We start from the raw sequence: 18,222 nt of genomic DNA, 5'->3' as shown, positions 1-18,222 counted from the left end.
TCACTGCCCCAGCTTGCGCGGTTGCCAGTCCTTGATCACCAGCGTGACGTCAAGGTCGGTGCCATGCAGCTTGATGCGCTCGGGCAGCCAGTAACCGTTCTGTTGCACATAGCTCAGGTATTCGACCTGCCAGCCATCCTGTTCCAGCGAAGCCAGGCGGCTGTCGCCATTGAGGCTCAGGCGGCTCTTGCTGTCTGGCGCAGGAAGACCGCGTACCCACCACACGAGGTGCGATACGGGGAGTTTCCAGCCCATCTGTTCTTCCAGCAGGGCTTCCGGCGTTGGCGCTTCATAGCGGCCCTGATTGGCCACTTCCAGGCTGACTTGCCCCGGCCGGCCGGTCAGGCGTGCCGCACCGCGGCCCAGCGGGCCAGACAGGCGAATGTCGTAATAGTCCTGGCGTTGCAGCCAGAACAAGGTGCCGCTGCCTGAATCTTTCGGGGCGCGAATGCCCACCTTGCCCTCGATCTGCCAACCATCAAGGCTGCTCAGTTGATCCTTGTGCTGCTGCCACTGCGCCGGGTTGCCCGGGCCTTCGACAGATTCACGGGTGCCAAGACCGGAACAGCCGGCAAGCAGGGCAATAAAGCTGAAAACGATAACGTGGCGCAAAAACATAAAGTTAAAGGGTCTCGGATCCGGTCAGGCGCTTGATGGTGCTGCGCAGGATTGGGCTTTCGGGCTGTTCCTTGAGGAACTTCTCCCAGATTTGTCGCGCTTCACGCTGCTTGCCATTGGCCCAGAGCACTTCGCCCAGGTGTGCGGCGACTTCCTGGTCGGGGAAGCGCTCCAGCGCCTGGCGCAACAAGCGTTCGGCTTCGTCCAGGTTGCCCAGGCGGTAATTCACCCAGCCGAGGCTGTCGAGTACGGCCGGGTCTTCCGGGTTGAGCTGGTGAGCTTTTTCAATCAGCTCCTTGGCTTCGGCGTAGCGCGTTGTACGGTCGGACAAGGTGTAACCCAGGGCGTTCAGTGCCATGGCATTGTCCGGGTCGCGCTTGATGATCAGGCGCAGGTCTTTTTCCATCTGCGCCAGGTCATTGCGTTTTTCCGCCTGCATGGCGCGGGTGTACAGCAGGTTCAAGTCGTCCGGATATTGCAGCAAGGCTTGCTGGAGGATTTTCCAGGCGCGATCGCCCTGCTTGTTGGCCGACAGGGTCTCGGCCTGGATCAGGTACAGCTGGATCGCGTAGTCCGGTTCGGCATCCCGTGCGGCAGCCAGGCGTTTTTCCGCCTCGTCGGTACGGCCGTTGTTCATCAGGATATCGGCCTGGCGCAGTTGCGCCGGCAGGTAGTCATTGCCGGCGCCGACCTGGGCGTATTCAAGCAATGCAGCCTGCGGGTCGTTACGCTCTTCAGCGATGCGGCCCAGGTTCAGGTGCGCCGAATCCACGTGGCTCTCGCGGGCGATCAGGTCTTCCAGGTAACCCTTGGCCTCATCCCAGGCCTTGGCTTCCAGGCACACCAGCGCCAGGGAGTAGCGCAATTCGTCATCGTCCGGGTATTGCTGCACGAGGTTGGCGAACTGCACCTTGGCGTCTTCCATGCGGTCCTGTTCAACCAGCATGCGGGCATAGGTCAGCAGCAGGCGTTTGTCGCCCGGGTACTTCTTGATGCTTTTTTCCAGCAGCGGAATCGCTTCCTTGCCGCGGTTGAGGTTTTGCAGCAGGCGGGCGCGCAGCAGGATCGGCGCGATCTCGCCCTCTTCCGGCGGGTGTTGCTCCAGCAGCTTCAGCGCAGCCTCGGGCTCATCATCCTGTTGCAACAACAGCGCCTTGCCGAAAATCAGCTGGCTGTTGTTCGGGTGTTTTTGCAGCAGGCGGTCGAAACTCTTCATCAGGCCGTTGCGGGTGTCCTGATCGGTGTCGGCGGCCGACAGCGCGAGGAAGTCAAAATGCGTGTCGCCCTTGGCCTGCAGGACCTTCTCCATATACACCATGGAGTCGTCATAGCGCCCGGCTCGGGCCAGTTGAATGGCCGCTGCCCGTTGCGCCTCGAGATCGTCCGGGGCGTTTTTCGCCCAGATCAGCGAGGAGTCCAGGGCCGCCTGATCGGCGCCCAGGTACTCGGCGATGCGAAACGCCCGCTCCGAAATCCCCGGATCCTGAGTATTGATGGCCTGGGTCACGTAGTTATCCAGGGCAATGTCGAAACGATTGCGCTGGCCGGCCAGCTCCGCGCTCAGCAGGCTGAAGATCGTCTCTTCACTGAACGAGGAATAAACCTTGGGCTTTTCAGGGGCGGGGGTGCTGTCTTCTACCGGCGGCGTACCGTCCGGCGACACGGGTGCCATGGCCTGGCAGCCGCTGAGAAAGACAAAAGCAAGGAGCAACGCGGAAGATCTATTCATATAGGAAGAGGACGACTAACCTGCGGTCGGATCATCATGACACAAGCCTTCGGCCAAACATAACCGTGTAGGAGCGAGCTTGCTCGCGAAGAACCAGAGGACAACGCGTTTTATCCCGTAAGCCAGCGTTATCGTTAACGACCATCGCGAGCAAGCTCGCTCCTACAGATGGCCTTTATAGGCGTAAGCTACTAGGACAATAGCCTACGGTGGTTGTTCTGAATCATTCGAAGTAGGACAATTGTCGGCTTCCCGACATCATCAGCGATATTGAATGGCCTTCCTTGCACTCGGTATTAACCACAAGACTGCTTCTGTAGACGTCCGCGAGCGCGTGGCTTTTACTCCCGAGCAGTTGGTTGAGGCCTTGCAGCAGCTCTGCCGGCTCACCGACAGTCGCGAAGCTGCGATCCTTTCGACCTGTAATCGCAGCGAGCTCTATATAGAGCAGGAACATCTTTCAGCGGATGTGGTGCTGCGCTGGCTGGCCGATTACCACCATTTGAGCCTCGATGAGCTGCGCCAAAGCTCATATGTGCACGAAGAGGATGCGGCAGTTCGTCACATGATGCGAGTCGCCTCCGGGCTGGATTCGCTGGTGTTGGGCGAGCCGCAGATTCTCGGCCAGATGAAGTCCGCCTACGCCGTGGCCCGCGAGGCCGGCACCATCGGCCCGCTGCTGGGGCGCCTGTTCCAGGCCACCTTCAACTCCGCCAAGCAGGTGCGCACCGACACCGCCATCGGTGAAAACCCGGTGTCCGTGGCGTTTGCCGCCGTCAGCCTGGCCAAACAGATTTTCAGTGACTTGCAGCGCAGCCAGGCCCTGCTGATCGGCGCCGGCGAGACCATCACCCTGGTCGCCCGCCACCTGCACGAGCTGGGCGTAAAGCGCATTGTCGTCGCCAACCGTACCCTGGAACGCGCCAGCATCCTGGCCGAGCAGTTCGGTGCCCACGCGGTGTTGCTCTCCGACATCCCGGCCGAGCTGGTGCGCAGCGACATCGTTATCAGTTCTACTGCCAGCCAGTTGCCGATCCTCGGCAAGGGCGCGGTGGAAAGCGCCCTGAAACTGCGCAAGCACAAGCCGATCTTCATGGTGGATATCGCCGTTCCCCGGGATATCGAGCCTGAAGTCGGCGAATTGGACGACGTTTACCTCTACAGCGTCGACGACCTGCACGAAGTGGTCGCCGAAAACCTGAAGAGTCGCCAGGGCGCTGCCCAGGCTGCCGAGGAAATGGTCAGCACCGGTGCCGACGATTTCATGGTGCGCCTGCGTGAACTGGCGGCAGTGGACGTGCTCAAGGCCTACCGTCAGCAAGGCGAACGCCTGCGGGACGAGGAATTGATCAAGGCCCAGCGTATGCTCGCCAACGGCAGCAGCGCCGAAGACGTGCTGATGCAGTTGGCGCGCGGCCTGACCAACAAATTGCTGCATGCTCCCAGTGTCCAGTTGAAAAAGCTTACCGCCGAAGGCCGCCTCGATGCGCTGGCCATGGCCCAGGAACTCTTTGCCCTCGGTGAGGGCGCGACAGAAAGCTCTTCGGATAAAAAACCGCAATGAAAGCGTCACTGCTCAATAAACTGGACGTCCTTCAGGACCGTTTCGAAGAACTGACCGCCTTGCTCGGCGATGGCGAGGTCATCTCCGATCAGACCAAGTTCCGCACCTATTCCAAGGAGTACGCGGAAGTTGAGCCGATCGTGGGCACCTATAAACAGTTGCTCAAGGTTCAGGCTGACCTCGAAGGCGCCCAGGCGCTGCTCAAGGACAGCGACCCGGACATGCGCGAAATGGCCGTTGAAGAAGTGCGAGAGGCCAAGGACAAGCTGATCGAACTGGAAAGCGACCTGCAACGCATGCTGTTGCCCAAGGATCCGAACGACGGGCGCAACGTATTCCTTGAAATCCGCGCCGGCACCGGCGGTGACGAAGCGGCGATTTTCTCCGGCGACCTTTTCCGCATGTATTCGCGCTATGCCGAGCGTCGCGGCTGGCGTGTGGAGATTTTGTCCGAGAACGAAGGCGAACACGGCGGCTATAAAGAAGTCATCGCCCGGGTTGAGGGCGAGAATGTCTACGGCAAACTGAAGTTCGAATCCGGCGTGCACCGCGTGCAGCGGGTGCCGGCCACGGAATCCCAGGGCCGTATCCACACCTCGGCGTGCACCGTGGCCGTGTTGCCCGAGCCCGACGAGCAGGAAGCCATCGAGATCAACCCCGCAGACCTGCGGGTCGACACCTACCGCTCATCGGGCGCCGGTGGCCAGCACGTCAACAAGACTGACTCGGCGATCCGTATCACTCACTTGCCTTCGGGCATCGTGGTGGAGTGCCAGGAAGAACGTTCCCAGCACAAGAACCGTGCGCGGGCCATGTCCTGGCTGTCGGCCAAGCTGAATGACCAGCAGACCAGCGCCGCCGCCAATGCGATTGCCAGCGAGCGTAAGCTGCTGGTGGGCTCGGGCGACCGTTCCGAGCGCATTCGTACCTACAACTTTGCCCAGGGCCGGGTCACCGACCACCGCGTCAACCTGACGCTGTACTCCCTGGACGAAATCCTCGCCGGTGGCGTCGATGCGGTAATCGAGCCGTTGTTGGCCGAATACCAGGCCGACCAGCTTGCGGCGATAGGTGAATAAATGACCATTATTGCCAGTTTGTTACGCGCCGCCGACCTGCCGGACTCGCCGACTGCGCGCCTGGACGTGGAATTGTTGCTGGCCGCTGCCTTGGGCAAGTCCCGCAGCTACCTGCACACCTGGCCGGAAAAAATCGTCAGCAGTGAACACGCGCTGACCTTTGCCGACTACCTGCAACGCCGCCGTGCCGGCGAGCCCGTGGCCTACATCCTCGGCCAGCAAGGCTTCTGGAAGCTCGACCTGGAAGTGGCACCGCACACGCTGATCCCGCGTCCGGAAACCGAGATGCTGGTGGAAGCCGCCCTGGAATTGCTGCCTGCCACACCGGCCAAGGTCCTGGACCTGGGCACCGGCAGCGGCGCGATTGCCCTGGCCCTGGCCAGCGAACGCCCGGCCTGGCAAGTGACGGCGGTCGACCGCGTGCTGGAAGCCGTGGCCCTGGCCGAACGCAACCGCCAGCGCCTGCACCTGAACAACGCCACGGTGCTGAACAGCCATTGGTTCAGTGCCCTCGAAGGCCACACTTACAACCTGATCATCAGCAACCCACCTTATATAGCCGACACCGACCCGCACCTGGTGGCCGGTGACGTGCGCTTTGAACCGGCCAGCGCGCTGGTATCCGGGCATGACGGCCTGGACGACCTGCGGCTGATCATCGCCCAGGCGCCTGCGCACCTCGACGCCGCGGGTTGGTTGTTGTTGGAACACGGTTACGACCAGGCGCCCGCCGTGCGCGACCTGCTGCAGGGGGAAGGCTTTGAAGAAGTCCACAGCCGCATCGACCTGGGCGGCCACGAACGCATCACGTTGGGACGCCGCCCGTGATGAACGACCAGGAGCTGTTGCGCTATAGCCGGCAGATTCTGTTGCAGCATGTCGACATCGAAGGCCAGTTGCGCCTGAAAAACAGCCGCGCGCTGATCGTCGGCCTGGGTGGCCTCGGTTCGCCAGTGGCGCTGTACCTGGCGGCGGCGGGTGTGGGTGAGCTGCATTTGGCGGATTTCGACACTGTCGACCTGACCAACCTGCAACGCCAGATCATTCACGACACCGACAGCGTCGGCCTGAGCAAGGTCGACTCGGCGATTCGCCGCCTGAGCGCGATCAATCCTGAAATACAGCTGGTTGCCCATCGCAGCGCGCTGGATGAGGATTCCCTCGCGGCCGCCGTTGCGGTGGTCGATGTGGTACTGGACTGCAGCGACAACTTCTCCACCCGCGAAGCAGTCAACGCTGCGTGTGTCGCTGCCGGCAAGCCTTTGGTGAGCGGTGCGGCGATTCGCCTCGAAGGCCAGCTGTCGGTGTTCGACCCTCGTCGCGCCGAAAGCCCCTGCTACCACTGTTTATACGGGCACGGCAGCGACGCCGAACTGACCTGCAGCGAAGCTGGTGTCATCGGCCCGCTGGTGGGTTTGGTCGGCAGCCTGCAAGCCCTGGAAGCCTTGAAATTGCTGGCCGGTTTCGGCGAGCCGCTGGTGGGGCGGCTGTTGTTGATCGACGCCCTGACCACGCGTTTTCGCGAGTTGCGGGTCAAGCGCGATCCCGGCTGCAGCGTCTGCGGTAGCCAACATGGTTAAGGATGCGCCGATTGGTGTGTTCGACTCCGGTGTCGGCGGCCTGTCGGTGCTGGACGAAATCCAGCGCCTGCTGCCCCATGAGTCGCTGCTGTACGTGGCGGATGGCGGGAATATCCCCTACGGCGAGAAAACCCCGGCGTTCATCCTCGATCGTTCGCGACAGGTGGCGGCGTTCTTCCGTGAGAAGGGCGCCAAAGCGTTTGTGATTGCCTGCAACACGGCGACCGTTGCGGCGGTTGCCGATTTGCGCCAGGACTATCCCGACTGGCCATTGGTGGGCATGGAACCGGCAGTCAAACCCGCGGCTGCCGCGACCCGCAGTGGCGTCGTCGGCGTGCTGGCGACCACCGGCACCCTGCAAAGCGCCAAGTTCGCCGCCTTGCTTGACCGCTTCGCCACCGATGTGCGGGTGATCACCCAACCCTGCCCGGGCCTGGTGGAGCTGATAGAAACCGGCGACCTGGACAGCCCGGCCCTGCGCCTGCTGTTGCAAGGCTACGTGGAGCCGCTGATTGCGGCCGGTTGCGACACCATCATCCTTGGCTGCACCCACTACCCGTTCCTCAAGCCCCTGCTCGCCGAGATGCTCCCGCCGACGATCATTTTGATCGACACCGGGGCGGCAGTAGCGCGTCAATTGCAGCGTCTTTTGAGTGATCGCGAACTGCTGGCCACTGGCAATCCGCCGCCTGTACAGTTCTGGACCAGCGGCGATCCGCAGCATCTAAGAAATATCCTACCGACCCTATGGAAATCTCCCGGAGTTGTGCGTAGTTTTGGCGTGTGAAAAAAACGTGAAATAACGCCTTTATCCGCTGAACTTCTGGCTATACGGCAGCTTCTATAGCAAGTTAGCCGGTACAAAATCATACAACTTCGTTCGGAAGGGATGTTTCTCTATGAAGCGCTTGTTCTGTTTGGCTGCGATTGCGGCCGCAATGTTGGGGCACTCTTTTTCCGCACAGGCGGCAGGCCTGGAACTTGGGGTGGGAAGTACGAGCGATTCGACCATGACCTATCGGTTGGGGCTGACCTCGGACTGGGATAAAAGCTGGTGGCAGACCGATACGGGGCGCGTGACCGGGTACTGGAGCGGCGCCTACACCTACTGGGACGGTGACAAGCGGGCCAGCGTCAGCAGCCTGTCGTTCTCACCCGTGTTTGTGTATGAGTTTGCCGGGGAGAGGGTGAAGCCGTACATCGAGGCCGGCGTGGGTGTGGCCGTGTTCTCCCGCACGCGGGTAGAAGACAACAATATCGGCCAGGCTTTCCAGTTTGAAGACCGGCTGGGCTTTGGCTTGCGCTTTGTCGGTGGCAGTGAAGTGGGGATTCGGGCCACCCATTACTCCAATGCCGGGATCAGCAGCAATAACGATGGTGTAGAGAGTTATTCGCTGCACTACACGCTGCCGTTGTAGTTTTTTAAGCACACTGCAAAACCATTGTGGGAGCGGGCTTGCTCGCGAAAGCGGTATATCAGCCACGAATCAGTTGACTGACACACCGCTTTCGCGAGCAAGCCCGCTCCCACATTGGCTACTCATTGGTTCCGAAATCAGCGATACACCGTCGCAATCCCCTGGCGCTCATCGATGCACTCCGGCGCGCCCATCTCGAATTCCCGGCAGATCAGCGGCCGCTTCTCGTAAATCGTGCACATCATCGTGTCGCGGTCCAGCGCCGCGCACCAGCCGTCATCCAGGCGCAGCATGACTTCGCCGCCCCAATCGTCGGTATCGATAAAGCGATCGGGCACGCCGGTGTCGGTGATCAGCATGACTTCCAGCTGGCAGCAGCACGCGGCGCAGGTGGAGCAGGTGACGGCAGGTTCGGCGATTTGGGTATGGGGGATGTTGGTCATAGGCGCGCAGTGTAAGGCAAGCGGCTCATAGGTGTGTGAAAGGCCTGACGGACGTCAATGCGCCAACTGCCTGGCGACCCAATGCAACAACGGAAAAATCATCCCCCAGAGTAACGCCAGGCCGATGACGGTCGGCACGGTGCCATAGCCGAAACTCACCCCGGCCAGTTGGCTGCCCGCGTAATAGGACAGCGGCCCGCCCACCGCCCCCAACAAACTCGCACGCCACCAGGGCTGCGCGCTCCAGGCCAGGCAATGGCGCAGCGTGGTCGCCAGCAATGCCCACAACAGGATCAGCCACAATGGTGCCAACGGTCCGGGCAGGCTGAAATGAAACACGCCGAATGCTCGTAGCACGGTGTCGATCACGGTGCCCAACAAGGTGACGGCAAGAATCACCTGGCCTTCCGCTGACCACGAACTTATCCACAGCAGGTGGATTACCAGCACCGCCAACCCCACCAACAGCCACAGACTGTCGCCGCCCAGCACACAGGCAAACCAGCCGCACTGGAACAGCACGGCATTTGCCAGTGGTTTAAGCATCAAAGCGCCCGAGCAGTGGCTGGGTCAGCGCCGCCGGCTTGGCCAGCAGCATCTGCGCGGTGCCGATGGTGCGCTCCATAAAGCCGCCTTCGCAGTAGCACAGGTAAAACTCCCACAGCCGCAGGAAGTATTCGTCGTAGCCCATTTCCGTCAGGCGGCTGTGGGCGCGACGAAAGTTCTCATGCCACAGGCGCAGGGTTCGCGCGTAGTGCAGGCCGAAGTCCTCCATGTGCAGCAGGTTCATGTCCGTGTCGCGGCTGACGACCTCCAGCATCTTCTGTACACACGGCAAGGCGCCGCCGGGGAAGATATAGCGCTGGATAAAATCCACGCTGCTCTTGGCCTGTTCGTAGCGCTGCTCGCGAATGGTGATCGCTTGCAGCAACATCAGGCCGTTGCTCTTGAGCAACTGCGCGCACTGTTTGAAATAGGTCGGCAGGAAGCGGTGGCCCACGGCTTCGATCATCTCGATCGACACCAGCTTGTCGTACTGCCCGGTCAGGTCGCGGTAGTCCTCCAGCAGCAACGTCACCTGATTCTGCAAACCCAGGGCCTCGATGCGTTTTTCAGTGTAGGCAAACTGCTCTTTGGACAGGGTCGTAGTGGTGACCTTGCAGCCGTACTGCTGCGCGGCATAAATCGCCATGCTGCCCCAGCCGGTGCCGATTTCCAGCAGGTGGTCGGACGGTTTCAGCGCGAGCTTCTGGCAGATGCGTTCCAGCTTGTTCAGTTGTGCCTGTTCCAGTGTGTCATCGGCGGTGAGGAACTGCGCGGCCGAATACATCATGGTCGGGTCGAGGAATTCCTCGAACAGGTCGTTGCCCAGGTCGTAGTGGGCGGCGATGTTTTTCTGCGAGCCCTTGCGCGTATTGCGGTTGAGCCAGTGCAGGCCCTGGGTGAAGGGCCGCGCCAGTTTGGCCAGCCCACCTTCCAGCGCATCCAGCACGTCGAGGTTGCTGACCATCACCCGTACCACGGCGGTCAGGTCCGGGCTGCTCCAGTAACCATGGATAAATGCCTCGCCGGCGCCGATGGATCCGTTGGCCGCCACCAGCCCCCACACGGCTGAATCGAGGATCTGGATCTCCCCCAGCAGGTGCGCTTCCCGTGCGCCGAAGACTTGCCGTTCGCCGTCCTCGATCACCACCAACTGGCCGTGGCGCAGTTGGCCGAGCTGGCGCAGCACGGCTTTGCGCAGCAGCGCGGCGGTCATGCCGTTGACGTTCAAGCGGTTGGATTTGACCGATAAGCTAGGGGATTTCATGGCGGCGATCCTTGGTGTAACCGACTGCGGTGCGAGAAGCGCCTTCGGCGGCGTGATGGGAAAAAATCGGCGTGCGTTTAAGCAAGAGGCGCAAGGCCTGCCAATAAATGGCCAGGCAGGTCTTGGCGGTCATCCACGGGAAGCGCCACAGGTAGCGGTGCAGGCTGGCGCGGTTCAGGGCTTCGCGTTGCAGGCTTAAGGTGGCGTCGAAGACTTTCAGTTCGCCCTGCCAGTCGGCCATATGCACGCCGAGCCTGGCGGCGGGCGGGCTGAAGCTCATGCGGTATTCCAGGTCCCGGGGCAAGAACGGCGACACATGAAACGCCTTGGCCACGGCGAAGTGCTGATGCTCACCGGCAGGCAGCGCCTGGGCCGGCAGCACGTAGTGATAGCGCTCGCGCCACGGGGTGTTGGTCACTTCACAAAGGATCGCGGCCAGCGTTCCGTCGGCCTCGAAGCAGTAGAAGAAACTCACCGGGTTAAAGGCCAGGCCCCAACTGCGGGCCTGGGTCAGCAGGCAGATAACGCCCGAGGGGATGCGCCCCAGGGCCTTGCCGACTTCTTGGCGTACGGCATCGGTCAAGCTCATGCCGTGACGGGTAAATTCACGCAGGTAATCCTGCTGGCGAAACGCGAACGGCGCCCAGCGCTCGCCCGCCAATGGCGACAAGCCGAACACTTCGTCCTGTTCGCTGAGGTCCAGGTACAGCAGGCCGATCCGGTAGCGGAAGGCATGGCCCTTTGGCGTAAACCGCCGATGGGCGATCCAGCCACCGTACAGGGCGCTGTTCACAGGATTTCCCCGAACGCCTTGGCCACGCGCAATGCGCTGACCACGCCGTCTTCGTGGAAACCGTTGGCCCAGTAGGCGCCGCAATAATAGGTGTGCTGCGCGCCGTGCAGTTCTTCCCAGCGCGCTTGGGCGGCCACGGCGGCCAGGCTGTATTGCGGGTGGGCGTAGGTGTAGCGGGCGAGGACTTTGAGCGGGTTGATCAGCGCCGTTTGATTGAGGCTCACGCAAAAGGTGGTGGTGCTGTCGATGCCCTGCAGGATGTTCATGTCGTAGGTCACCGCCGCCTGTTTTTGCGCGCGGCCATCCAGCCGGTAATTCCAGCTGGCCCAAGCCAGTTTGCGCTCGGGCAGCAGACGGGTATCGGTGTGCAGGACGACGTCATTGTCGGCGTAGGGCAGGGCGCCGAGGATCTGTTGCTCGGCCAGGCTCGCATCCCCCAGCAAGGCCAGGGCTTGGTCGCTGTGGCAGGCGAACACCACCTTGTCGAATGCCTCGCTGCCGGCGGCGCTGTGGATAACTGCGCCGATGGCTGAACGCTCAACCCGGGTGACCGGGCAATTGAGGCGGATATTTTCGCGGAAGGACTGGGTCAGCGGTTCGATATAGCGGCTGGAACCGCCTTCGATCACGCACCACTGCGGCCGGTTGCTCACCGACAACAAGCCATGGTTCTTGAAGAACCGCACGAAAAATTGCAGGGGAAACCCGAGCATGTCAGCCAGAGACATCGACCAGATCGCCGCGCCCATCGGCACGATGTAGTGCTGGATAAATCGCTGGCCGTAGCCGCCCGCTTGCAGGTACTCGCCCAGGGTCGTCTCGGCGCTGATGCGTTGCTCTTGCAGGTCCAGGGGCGCCTGGCGGTTGAAGCGCAGGATATCGCGCAACATGCCCCAGAACCCCGGCGACAGAATATTCCGGCGCTGGGCAAACAGGCTGTTGAGGTTGTTGCCGTTGTACTCGAACCCGGCGTTCGGGTCGCACACCGAAAAGCTCATCTCGGTGGGTTTGTACGTCACGCCAATTTGCCCCAGCAGCTTGATGAAGTTGGGATAGGTCCAGTCGTTGAACACGATAAAGCCGGTGTCCACCGCATGGCTTTTGCCTTCCACTGTGACATTCACCGTGTGAGTGTGGCCGCCGATGCGGTCGCCCGCTTCGAACAGGGTGATGTCGTGGCGGCGACTGAGCAGGTAGGCGCTGGTCAGCCCGGCAATGCCGCTGCCGATAATGGCGATCTTCACAGGTCGTCCTTTCTCGGCGGCGGGCTGCGCAGCATGCGTTTGCCAATGATCAACTGGACGCGGTTCGGCAGTTTCGACAGTGGCCACAAGGCGGCAATAAACAGGGCAGGGAAGGCAATTTCCAATGGGCGGTTTTGCAGCTTGGCGAAGATATGTCGCGCGGCCTTGTCCGCCGGCCAGCTCAGGGGCATCGGGAAATCATTGCGGGCGGTCAGCGGGGTGTCGACAAACCCCGGGCTGACCACGGTGACGTCGATCCCTTCAGGTGACAGGTCGATACGCAGGGACTCGAACAGGTAACGCAGGCCGGCCTTCGACGCACCATAGGCTTCCGCCCTGGGCATCGGCAGGTAGGTCACCGCACTGGCCACACCGACCAGGTGCGGTGTATGACCGGCACGCAACAGCGGCAGCGCGGCCTCGATGCAGTAACTGCTGGCCAGCAGGTTGGTGCGCACCACGTGCTCGATGATCGAGGCGTCGAATTGCCTGGCATCCACGTATTCGCAGGTGCCGGCATTCAGGATCACCGTATCCAGCGAACCCCAGGCCACTGCGATGTGTTCACCGATCTCGCGCACGGTCTGGCTGTTGGTCAGGTCGCCGGCCACCACCAGCACTTGCCCGGGGTATTGCTGGGCAAGCTGTTCCAGGGGCGCCTTGGAGCGGGAACTGAGGGCCACATGGGCACCGCTTTCGAGCAGCGTCTTCGCCAGTTCGGCCCCGATGCCACTGCTGGCACCGGTCAACCAGTAACGACGTGGAAGGTTAAGGCTCATCCCATTCTCCTTTTCAGCCAGCTGACCACACCGCCAAGGACCGGCACGTGTTCATACAGCAACTGTCCAGCGTCAAAATAATCCCGGTGGCGATACACCTTGTCGCGCCACAGCAGGTGCGAGCAGCCTTCCACACGAATCACTTCGCCCTTGGCCAGGCGCGGGTGGCAGAAGCTCATTGTCCAGCGCAGGTAGCCTTCGCCTTCCGCCACTTGATCAAAGCCATGGAAGTCAAAGCGCAACTGGGTAACGTTGTCGTACAGCTCGGCGAAGTAGCGGTGCAACGTCGGCAGCCCGTGCACCTCGTGCAGTGGGTCGGTGAAACTGATGTCCTGGCTGTACAGGCCGTCGAGCAGGTGCAGGTTGTGCTTGTCCACACTGGCGAACACCTGGGCGAAGCGGCGCAGGAAATCACTCATAAGCACCTCCGACCGCCTGGCGTGAAGGCAGGTTGCGGAAAGCGGCGAGGGCGCGCTCGCGGGATTTTTTCAAGTCGACGATAGGACGAGGATAGTCGGCCACACCAAACAGGCCGCCCACGGCGTCGGGGTTGTGCACTTCCTTTTTGTTCAGCGCCGCCAGTTGCGGCAGCCAGTGCTTGATAAACACACCTTCGCCGTCGAATTTTTCCGATTGGCTCAAGGGGCTGAAAATCCGGAAGTACGGGGCCGAGTCGGTGCCGGTGGACGAACTCCACTGCCAGCCACCGTTGTTCGCCGCGAGGTCGCCGTCGATCAGGTGACGCATGAAAAAGCGCTCGCCTTCGCGCCAGTCGATCAGCAGGTTTTTGGTCAGGAACATCGCCACCACCATGCGCAGGCGATTGTGCATCCAGCCGGTTTCCAGCAGCTGGCGCATGGCGGCGTCGATGATCGGCAGGCCGGTGCGTGCTTCCTGCCACGCTTTCAAGTCTTCCGGGCTGTTGCGCCAGGCCACGGCTTCGGTCTCTGGGCGGAATGCGCGGTGGCGCGAGACCCGTGGGTAGCCCACCAGAATATGTTTGTAGAACTCGCGCCACAGCAGCTCGTTGATCCAGGTAATCGCGCCGATGTCGCCGCTTTCGAATTCACCCTGGTTGCTTTGCAGCGCGGCATGCAGGCACTGGCGCGGTGAAACCACGCCCGCTGCAAGGTAGGCCGAAAGCTGGCTGGTACCGGGCTTGGCCGGGAAGTCGCGTTCGTCCTTGTAGTAGCTGATTTGTGCGTCGGCGAACTGGTCGAGACGGCGCCGGGCTTCGGCTTCGCCGGCAGGCCACAGGGCGCGCAAGGCTTCGCTCGGGGTAGCGAAGCCCTCGACGTGATCCGGAACCTCGTCGCTTTTGAGTGTGAGCGGCGCCTGCGCCTTGGGAGTGGCGACCAAACGCGGCAAGGCGCCATGCAGGCGGCTGTAGCAGACCTTGCGGAACTGGCTGAACACCTGGAAGTAGGTGCCGGTCTTGGTCAGCACGCTGCCGGGCTGGAAAAACAACTGGTCCAGATAGGTGTGGAACGTGATGCCTTGAGCTTCGAGGGCCTTGGCCACGGCGGCGTCGCGGCGCTCTTCGTGGATGCCGTATTCGTCATTGACGTGCACCGACTCCACCGACAGTTCCTGGCACAGGCCTGCCAAAACTTTAGGTGCTTGATCCCAAGTGTCGGCATGGCGGATCAATAACGGAATGTTCAACTCGCCCAGCGCTGAGCTCAAGCGCTGCAGGTTGCGCAGCCAGAAATCGACCTTGCACGGCGCGTCATCGTGGGCCAGCCATTGCCCGGGGCTGATCAGGTAGACGGCCGCTGTCGGGCCACGCTGTGCGGCGGCGGCGAGGGCGGTGTTGTCATGTAGGCGCAGGTCGGTGCGCAGCCAGATCAAGTGCATTTAAATAAGTCCACGCTGGATCAGTACCTGATGGGCCGACAACGGGTCTTCGGCCAGGAGCAATTCAGGAATCTCTTGGGTTAATACGGACAGCTCCGCCTGGTGGATGCATACCGTTGGTCCGGTTATCAGTTTTGGGCAACTGAAGCCGCTCAACAGTTTGCCCAGCACCGAGGTATGGAGTGCCTTGCTCGAATACAGCAGTACCGCGCGGGGTTGCAGATGCTCGACGGCCAGGGCCAGTTCGCCTGCCGGCAATGGCCAGTCGAAAACTTCCACCGGGCAATCGGCGCTGCTGGCGAGCCAGGCGGTGAGCCACAGGTGCGGCTCCAGCGGCAGGTCGGAATGGTTGATCAGCAGCAGGGGGGCGCCGTTGAGCTGGCGGTTGTTGTGATACATCCGCGCACCGAATTTGCTGCGCAGCCAGGAATAGAAAAATACCCGTTCCATCTGCGCGCCGAACTGGCCTTGCCAGCGCAGTTCGAGCTCCTTGAGCAACGGCAATAACAGTTGCTCGCACAAGGTGCGCGGCGGGTACAGCGCCATGGCCTGGTTGAAGGCATCATCCACCCGGCGCTCGGCCAGTTCGCTGATGGCCTGCACCAGGTGCTGGCGGCGGTTGTGCCATTCGTTTTCCACCGGCGGCTCGCTGGTGGCTTGCGCGGTGTCGATCAGGCTCTTGACCTGGCTGACCGGCACACCGCGGTTGAGCCAGGTCAGGATGGTATGGATGCGTTGCACGTGCTCGGCACTGAACAGGCGGTGCCCCTTGGGCGTGCGCTGGGGCACGATCAGCCCGTAGCGCCGCTCCCAGGCGCGCAAGGTCACGGCGTTGACGCCGGTCTGGCGCGCCACTTCGCGGATCGGCAGCCAGCCTTGTTCGATGGCCTCGGCGATGTCTTCGCCAGGTTCTTGCAGGGGAAAAGTCATAGGTTAAATCGCATTACGCAGGCTGAGGTTTTCCGGGTGCGGTTGCAGGTAGGCCTGCTGCGCGATATAGCGGTCCGGATGCTGGCGAAAGTGGTGCTTGAGCAGCGTCAGCGGTACCACCAGCGGCACGATGCCCTGGCGGTATTGGCTGATGATGGTCTGCATTTCCTGTTTGTCTTCGGCGCTGATGGCTTGCTTGAGGTAGCCGCTGATGTGTTGCAGCACGTTGGTGTGGGTGCCGCGTGTGGCGCACTGGGTCAGGGCGCTCATCAGTTCGCTGAAGTAGCCGGCGGCCAAGGCGCCCAGGTCGACGTCCCTGGGCATGCTGCCCAGCAGGTTGCCGAGGCTTTTGTAATGCACCGGGCTGTGGGCCATCAGCAGGTATTTGTAGCGCGAGTGAAATTCCAGCAGGCGGTGACGGGTCAGGCCTTCGGCGAGCAGTTGCTGCCAGGTGGCGTAGACGAACACCCGGGTCAGGAAGTTTTCCCGCAGCACCGGGTCATTCAGCCGACCGTCTTCTTCCACCGGCAGGTTGGGGTGGCGCGCACAAAACGCCTGGGCGTAGATGCCGCGCCCGCCGCCGTCGATGGGCATGCCGTTGTCCTGATAGACCTTGACCCGCTCCAGGCCGCAGGACGGGGATTTCTGCATGAAGATGTAACCGCAGAGGTCGGTGTGTTCAGCAGCCATTTGCTGGCCGTAATCGTCCAGCGGCTGGGTCACGTTAAGTTCGCGGTTTACGGTGCCAACGGCCTGTGGATTGAGCGGGTCGCCCACCAGGCGAATCGGTTCGCGGGGGATGCCCAGGCCAATGGCGACTTCAGGGCACAGCGGCACGAAGTCGAAATAATCGGCCAGGGTCTGGCTACACAGCTGGGATTGTTTATGCCCGCCGTTGAAGCGCACGTTCTCGCCCAACAGGCAGGCGCTGATGGCGATTTTCGGTTTGCCGGTGGCGGGCAGGGTGCTGGACATGGCCAAACCTCGATGAAATTCCTGTACAGGGTTAAATTCCTGTACAACTTAATCTCATCATAGGTTTGAAGCTGTACAAGTCAAATAATTTGTACAGGTATTTGCGGAATGGCTATTTCCAGCCGATTTTCCAGTCTTCGGCGTTTTGCAGGGTTTGCCAGGCCAGGCGCTGCACGCGATGGCTCATCACGGCTTCCAGCTCGATTTCCTGCACATCGCCTTCGTCATCACGCAGCAGTTTGGTCACCAGAAAATGTTTTTCCTTGTGCTGCGGGCGGGCTGCTGTCCACTTCGACAGCAGCAACTTGGCGGGATTGATGCGGTTCATCGCAGGTGCTCGATCAACCGCCGCGCCGCCTCCTGGCCGCTGAGCCACGCGCCTTCCACGCGGCCCGACAGGCACCAGTCGCCACACACGTACAAGCCCAGGTCGGCGTCGGCCAGCACGCCAAATTCATGGCTGGTGGACGGCCGCGCGTACAGCCAGCGGTGGGCGAGGGTGAAGGATGGCGCCGGCATGGCGCTGTGCAGCAGTTCGGCGAAGGCGCCGTGCAGGTGTTCGATCACGGCTTCCTTGGACAGGTCCAGGTGTTGCTTGCTCCAGGTGCTGGTGGCGTGCAAAACCCAGGTGTCGAGGGTGGTGTCGCGCCCCGGTTTGCTGCGGTTGCGCGCCAGCCAGTCCAGCGGGCTGTCCTGGACGAAGCAGCCTTCCATGGGCGTATCCAGCGGCTTGTCGAAGGCCAGGGCAATGGCCCAGGTCGGGTCCATCTTGACCCCGGCGGCGACACTCGCCAGCTTGGGCGCAGCGGCCAGCAAGGCAGTGGCCTGGGGCGCCGGGGTGGCGATGATCACGTGGCTGAACGGGCCGTGGCTTTCGCCGTCGGCGTCCAGCAGGTTCCAGTGATGTTTACCCTGGAACACTTCGGTGATGCGGCAACCGAACTGCACCGGCAAGTCATCGAGCAGGGCGCGGGTGATCGCACTCATGCGCGGCGTGCCGACCCAGCGGATCTGTTCATCGGGGGAGGGCGTCAGTTGGCCGGACTTGAAGTTGTACAGCTGTGGCTTCCATTGCTCGGCGCAACCATTGGCCTGCCAGCGTTGCACCTCGTTGACGAAGCGCCGGTCGCGGGCGGTGAAGTACTGTGCGCCCATGTCCAGCGATCCCGCATCGCTGCGCTTGCTGGACATGCGACCGCCACTGCCGCGGCTTTTATCGAAGAGTTGTACAACGTGCCCCGCGTCTTTCAACGCTCGGGCGGCGGAGAGACCGGCGATGCCGGTGCCAATGATCGCGATGGGAACAGTCATGGGAGGCCTCGTTTTACCGTTGGGTACAGACTACGCCGACACCAATAGCTGTACAATATTGTTTTTTGGTATAAGTTTTGGCGTACCTGATC

At 61.8% G+C, this 18,222-nt stretch carries 20 protein-coding genes; 6 read left to right on the top strand and 14 right to left on the bottom strand.

Annotation, left to right across the window (positions count from 1 at the left end; all coding sequences use genetic code 11):
• Entirely contained in the window at nucleotides 1-618 is a 618-nt protein-coding gene (gene lolB / locus HX805_RS18240; protein WP_008432261.1) for a lipoprotein insertase outer membrane protein LolB, read from the bottom strand.
• Between the two features lie 4 nt (nucleotides 619-622).
• Nucleotides 623-2,347: a tetratricopeptide repeat protein gene (locus HX805_RS18235; RefSeq protein ID WP_177117146.1), complete on the bottom strand. Its 1,725-nt coding sequence runs from the start codon at nucleotides 2,345-2,347 to the stop codon at nucleotides 623-625.
• 274 nt (nucleotides 2,348-2,621) lie between these two features.
• On the opposite strand from HX805_RS18235, the gene hemA reads away from it, so the two are divergent.
• The 6 genes from hemA (at nucleotide 2,622) to HX805_RS18205 (ending at nucleotide 7,988) form a co-directional block, all read left to right on the top strand.
• A complete protein-coding gene (gene hemA, locus HX805_RS18230; RefSeq protein WP_008432265.1) occupies nucleotides 2,622-3,911 on the top strand; it encodes a glutamyl-tRNA reductase in 1,290 nt (429 codons plus the stop codon).
• Nucleotides 3,908-4,990: a peptide chain release factor 1 gene (gene prfA / locus HX805_RS18225; protein WP_177117145.1), complete on the top strand. Its 1,083-nt coding sequence runs from the start codon at nucleotides 3,908-3,910 to the stop codon at nucleotides 4,988-4,990. Before hemA ends, prfA begins: the two co-directional genes overlap by 4 nt.
• On the top strand, nucleotides 4,991-5,818 hold the full coding sequence (gene prmC, locus HX805_RS18220) for a peptide chain release factor N(5)-glutamine methyltransferase (RefSeq protein ID WP_087693770.1): 828 nt from the start codon (nucleotides 4,991-4,993) through the stop codon (nucleotides 5,816-5,818).
• Nucleotides 5,815-6,570 carry a molybdopterin-synthase adenylyltransferase MoeB gene (locus tag HX805_RS18215; RefSeq protein WP_008432269.1) on the top strand — a complete coding sequence of 252 codons (756 nt, stop codon included), beginning with the start codon at nucleotides 5,815-5,817 and terminating at the stop codon, nucleotides 6,568-6,570. The genes prmC and HX805_RS18215 overlap by 4 nt, the downstream gene beginning before the upstream one ends.
• A complete protein-coding gene (gene murI, locus HX805_RS18210; protein WP_003208413.1) occupies nucleotides 6,563-7,357 on the top strand; it encodes a glutamate racemase in 795 nt (264 codons plus the stop codon). The genes HX805_RS18215 and murI overlap by 8 nt, the downstream gene beginning before the upstream one ends.
• A 112-nt stretch (nucleotides 7,358-7,469) precedes the next feature.
• Nucleotides 7,470-7,988, top strand: a complete 519-nt coding sequence (locus HX805_RS18205; RefSeq protein ID WP_003208415.1) for an acyloxyacyl hydrolase — start codon at nucleotides 7,470-7,472, stop codon at nucleotides 7,986-7,988.
• Between the two features lie 137 nt (nucleotides 7,989-8,125).
• Here the strand turns inward: HX805_RS18205 and HX805_RS18200 are convergent, their stop codons facing one another.
• From HX805_RS18200 to HX805_RS18145, 12 genes are all read right to left on the bottom strand, one after another.
• On the bottom strand, nucleotides 8,126-8,431 hold the full coding sequence (locus HX805_RS18200; protein WP_003208416.1) for a YkgJ family cysteine cluster protein: 306 nt from the start codon (nucleotides 8,429-8,431) through the stop codon (nucleotides 8,126-8,128).
• Nucleotides 8,432-8,485: 54 nt separating this feature from the next.
• A complete protein-coding gene (locus tag HX805_RS18195) occupies nucleotides 8,486-8,977 on the bottom strand; it encodes a DUF2878 domain-containing protein (RefSeq protein ID WP_063033123.1) in 492 nt (163 codons plus the stop codon).
• Nucleotides 8,970-10,241 carry a cyclopropane-fatty-acyl-phospholipid synthase family protein gene (locus HX805_RS18190; RefSeq protein WP_087693767.1) on the bottom strand — a complete coding sequence of 424 codons (1,272 nt, stop codon included), beginning with the start codon at nucleotides 10,239-10,241 and terminating at the stop codon, nucleotides 8,970-8,972. The genes HX805_RS18195 and HX805_RS18190 overlap by 8 nt, the downstream gene beginning before the upstream one ends.
• A complete protein-coding gene (locus HX805_RS18185; protein ID WP_177081301.1) occupies nucleotides 10,228-11,034 on the bottom strand; it encodes a DUF1365 domain-containing protein in 807 nt (268 codons plus the stop codon). The genes HX805_RS18190 and HX805_RS18185 overlap by 14 nt, the downstream gene beginning before the upstream one ends.
• Entirely contained in the window at nucleotides 11,031-12,278 is a 1,248-nt protein-coding gene (locus HX805_RS18180) for an FAD-dependent oxidoreductase (RefSeq protein ID WP_177081303.1), read from the bottom strand. The genes HX805_RS18185 and HX805_RS18180 overlap by 4 nt, the downstream gene beginning before the upstream one ends.
• The gene (locus HX805_RS18175; protein WP_008432280.1) at nucleotides 12,275-13,057 is read right to left on the bottom strand and encodes an SDR family oxidoreductase; all 783 of its coding nucleotides are present in this window, start codon (nucleotides 13,055-13,057) and stop codon (nucleotides 12,275-12,277) included. Before HX805_RS18175 ends, HX805_RS18180 begins: the two co-directional genes overlap by 4 nt.
• Entirely contained in the window at nucleotides 13,054-13,476 is a 423-nt protein-coding gene (locus tag HX805_RS18170) for a nuclear transport factor 2 family protein (protein ID WP_177081305.1), read from the bottom strand. Before HX805_RS18170 ends, HX805_RS18175 begins: the two co-directional genes overlap by 4 nt.
• Entirely contained in the window at nucleotides 13,469-14,914 is a 1,446-nt protein-coding gene (gene phrB, locus HX805_RS18165; protein ID WP_177081307.1) for a deoxyribodipyrimidine photo-lyase, read from the bottom strand. The genes HX805_RS18170 and phrB overlap by 8 nt, the downstream gene beginning before the upstream one ends.
• Entirely contained in the window at nucleotides 14,915-15,844 is a 930-nt protein-coding gene (locus tag HX805_RS18160; RefSeq protein ID WP_177070173.1) for a MerR family transcriptional regulator, read from the bottom strand.
• A 3-nt stretch (nucleotides 15,845-15,847) separates the two neighbouring features.
• Nucleotides 15,848-16,819, bottom strand: coding sequence for a DUF523 and DUF1722 domain-containing protein (locus HX805_RS18155; RefSeq protein WP_008432288.1), 972 nt, complete (start codon nucleotides 16,817-16,819; stop codon nucleotides 15,848-15,850).
• 112 nt (nucleotides 16,820-16,931) lie between these two features.
• Nucleotides 16,932-17,147, bottom strand: coding sequence for a TIGR02450 family Trp-rich protein (locus HX805_RS18150; protein ID WP_003208432.1), 216 nt, complete (start codon nucleotides 17,145-17,147; stop codon nucleotides 16,932-16,934).
• On the bottom strand, nucleotides 17,144-18,130 hold the full coding sequence (locus HX805_RS18145; protein ID WP_003208434.1) for an NAD(P)/FAD-dependent oxidoreductase: 987 nt from the start codon (nucleotides 18,128-18,130) through the stop codon (nucleotides 17,144-17,146). The genes HX805_RS18150 and HX805_RS18145 overlap by 4 nt, the downstream gene beginning before the upstream one ends.
• Between the last annotated feature and the right edge of the window lie 92 nt (nucleotides 18,131-18,222).

The organism is Pseudomonas sp. G5001 (genome assembly GCF_013385475.1).
Taxonomy (GTDB): Bacteria; Pseudomonadota; Gammaproteobacteria; order Pseudomonadales; family Pseudomonadaceae; genus Aquipseudomonas.
Note: the sequence above shows the minus strand (reverse complement) of the source record. Positions and strands in the feature narration are given on the sequence as shown.

What these genes read in the sequence shown, in the direction of transcription:
- HX805_RS18175 (WP_008432280.1), bottom strand. Translation starts at nt 13,057, where the DNA reads ATGAGCCTTAACCTTCCACGTCGTTACTGGTTGACCGGTGCCAGCAGT.
- HX805_RS18145 (WP_003208434.1), bottom strand. Translation starts at nt 18,130, where the DNA reads ATGACTGTTCCCATCGCGATCATTGGCACCGGCATCGCCGGTCTCTCC.
- hemA (WP_008432265.1), top strand. Translation starts at nt 2,622, where the DNA reads ATGGCCTTCCTTGCACTCGGTATTAACCACAAGACTGCTTCTGTAGAC.
- HX805_RS18160 (WP_177070173.1), bottom strand. Translation starts at nt 15,844, where the DNA reads ATGACTTTTCCCCTGCAAGAACCTGGCGAAGACATCGCCGAGGCCATC.
- HX805_RS18155 (WP_008432288.1), bottom strand. Translation starts at nt 16,819, where the DNA reads ATGTCCAGCACCCTGCCCGCCACCGGCAAACCGAAAATCGCCATCAGC.
- HX805_RS18200 (WP_003208416.1), bottom strand. Translation starts at nt 8,431, where the DNA reads ATGACCAACATCCCCCATACCCAAATCGCCGAACCTGCCGTCACCTGC.
- HX805_RS18190 (WP_087693767.1), bottom strand. Translation starts at nt 10,241, where the DNA reads ATGAAATCCCCTAGCTTATCGGTCAAATCCAACCGCTTGAACGTCAAC.
- lolB (WP_008432261.1), bottom strand. Translation starts at nt 618, where the DNA reads ATGTTTTTGCGCCACGTTATCGTTTTCAGCTTTATTGCCCTGCTTGCC.
- prmC (WP_087693770.1), top strand. Translation starts at nt 4,991, where the DNA reads ATGACCATTATTGCCAGTTTGTTACGCGCCGCCGACCTGCCGGACTCG.
- prfA (WP_177117145.1), top strand. Translation starts at nt 3,908, where the DNA reads ATGAAAGCGTCACTGCTCAATAAACTGGACGTCCTTCAGGACCGTTTC.
- HX805_RS18205 (WP_003208415.1), top strand. Translation starts at nt 7,470, where the DNA reads ATGAAGCGCTTGTTCTGTTTGGCTGCGATTGCGGCCGCAATGTTGGGG.
- phrB (WP_177081307.1), bottom strand. Translation starts at nt 14,914, where the DNA reads ATGCACTTGATCTGGCTGCGCACCGACCTGCGCCTACATGACAACACC.
- HX805_RS18195 (WP_063033123.1), bottom strand. Translation starts at nt 8,977, where the DNA reads ATGCTTAAACCACTGGCAAATGCCGTGCTGTTCCAGTGCGGCTGGTTT.
- murI (WP_003208413.1), top strand. Translation starts at nt 6,563, where the DNA reads ATGGTTAAGGATGCGCCGATTGGTGTGTTCGACTCCGGTGTCGGCGGC.
- HX805_RS18150 (WP_003208432.1), bottom strand. Translation starts at nt 17,147, where the DNA reads ATGAACCGCATCAATCCCGCCAAGTTGCTGCTGTCGAAGTGGACAGCA.
- HX805_RS18170 (WP_177081305.1), bottom strand. Translation starts at nt 13,476, where the DNA reads ATGAGTGATTTCCTGCGCCGCTTCGCCCAGGTGTTCGCCAGTGTGGAC.
- HX805_RS18235 (WP_177117146.1), bottom strand. Translation starts at nt 2,347, where the DNA reads ATGAATAGATCTTCCGCGTTGCTCCTTGCTTTTGTCTTTCTCAGCGGC.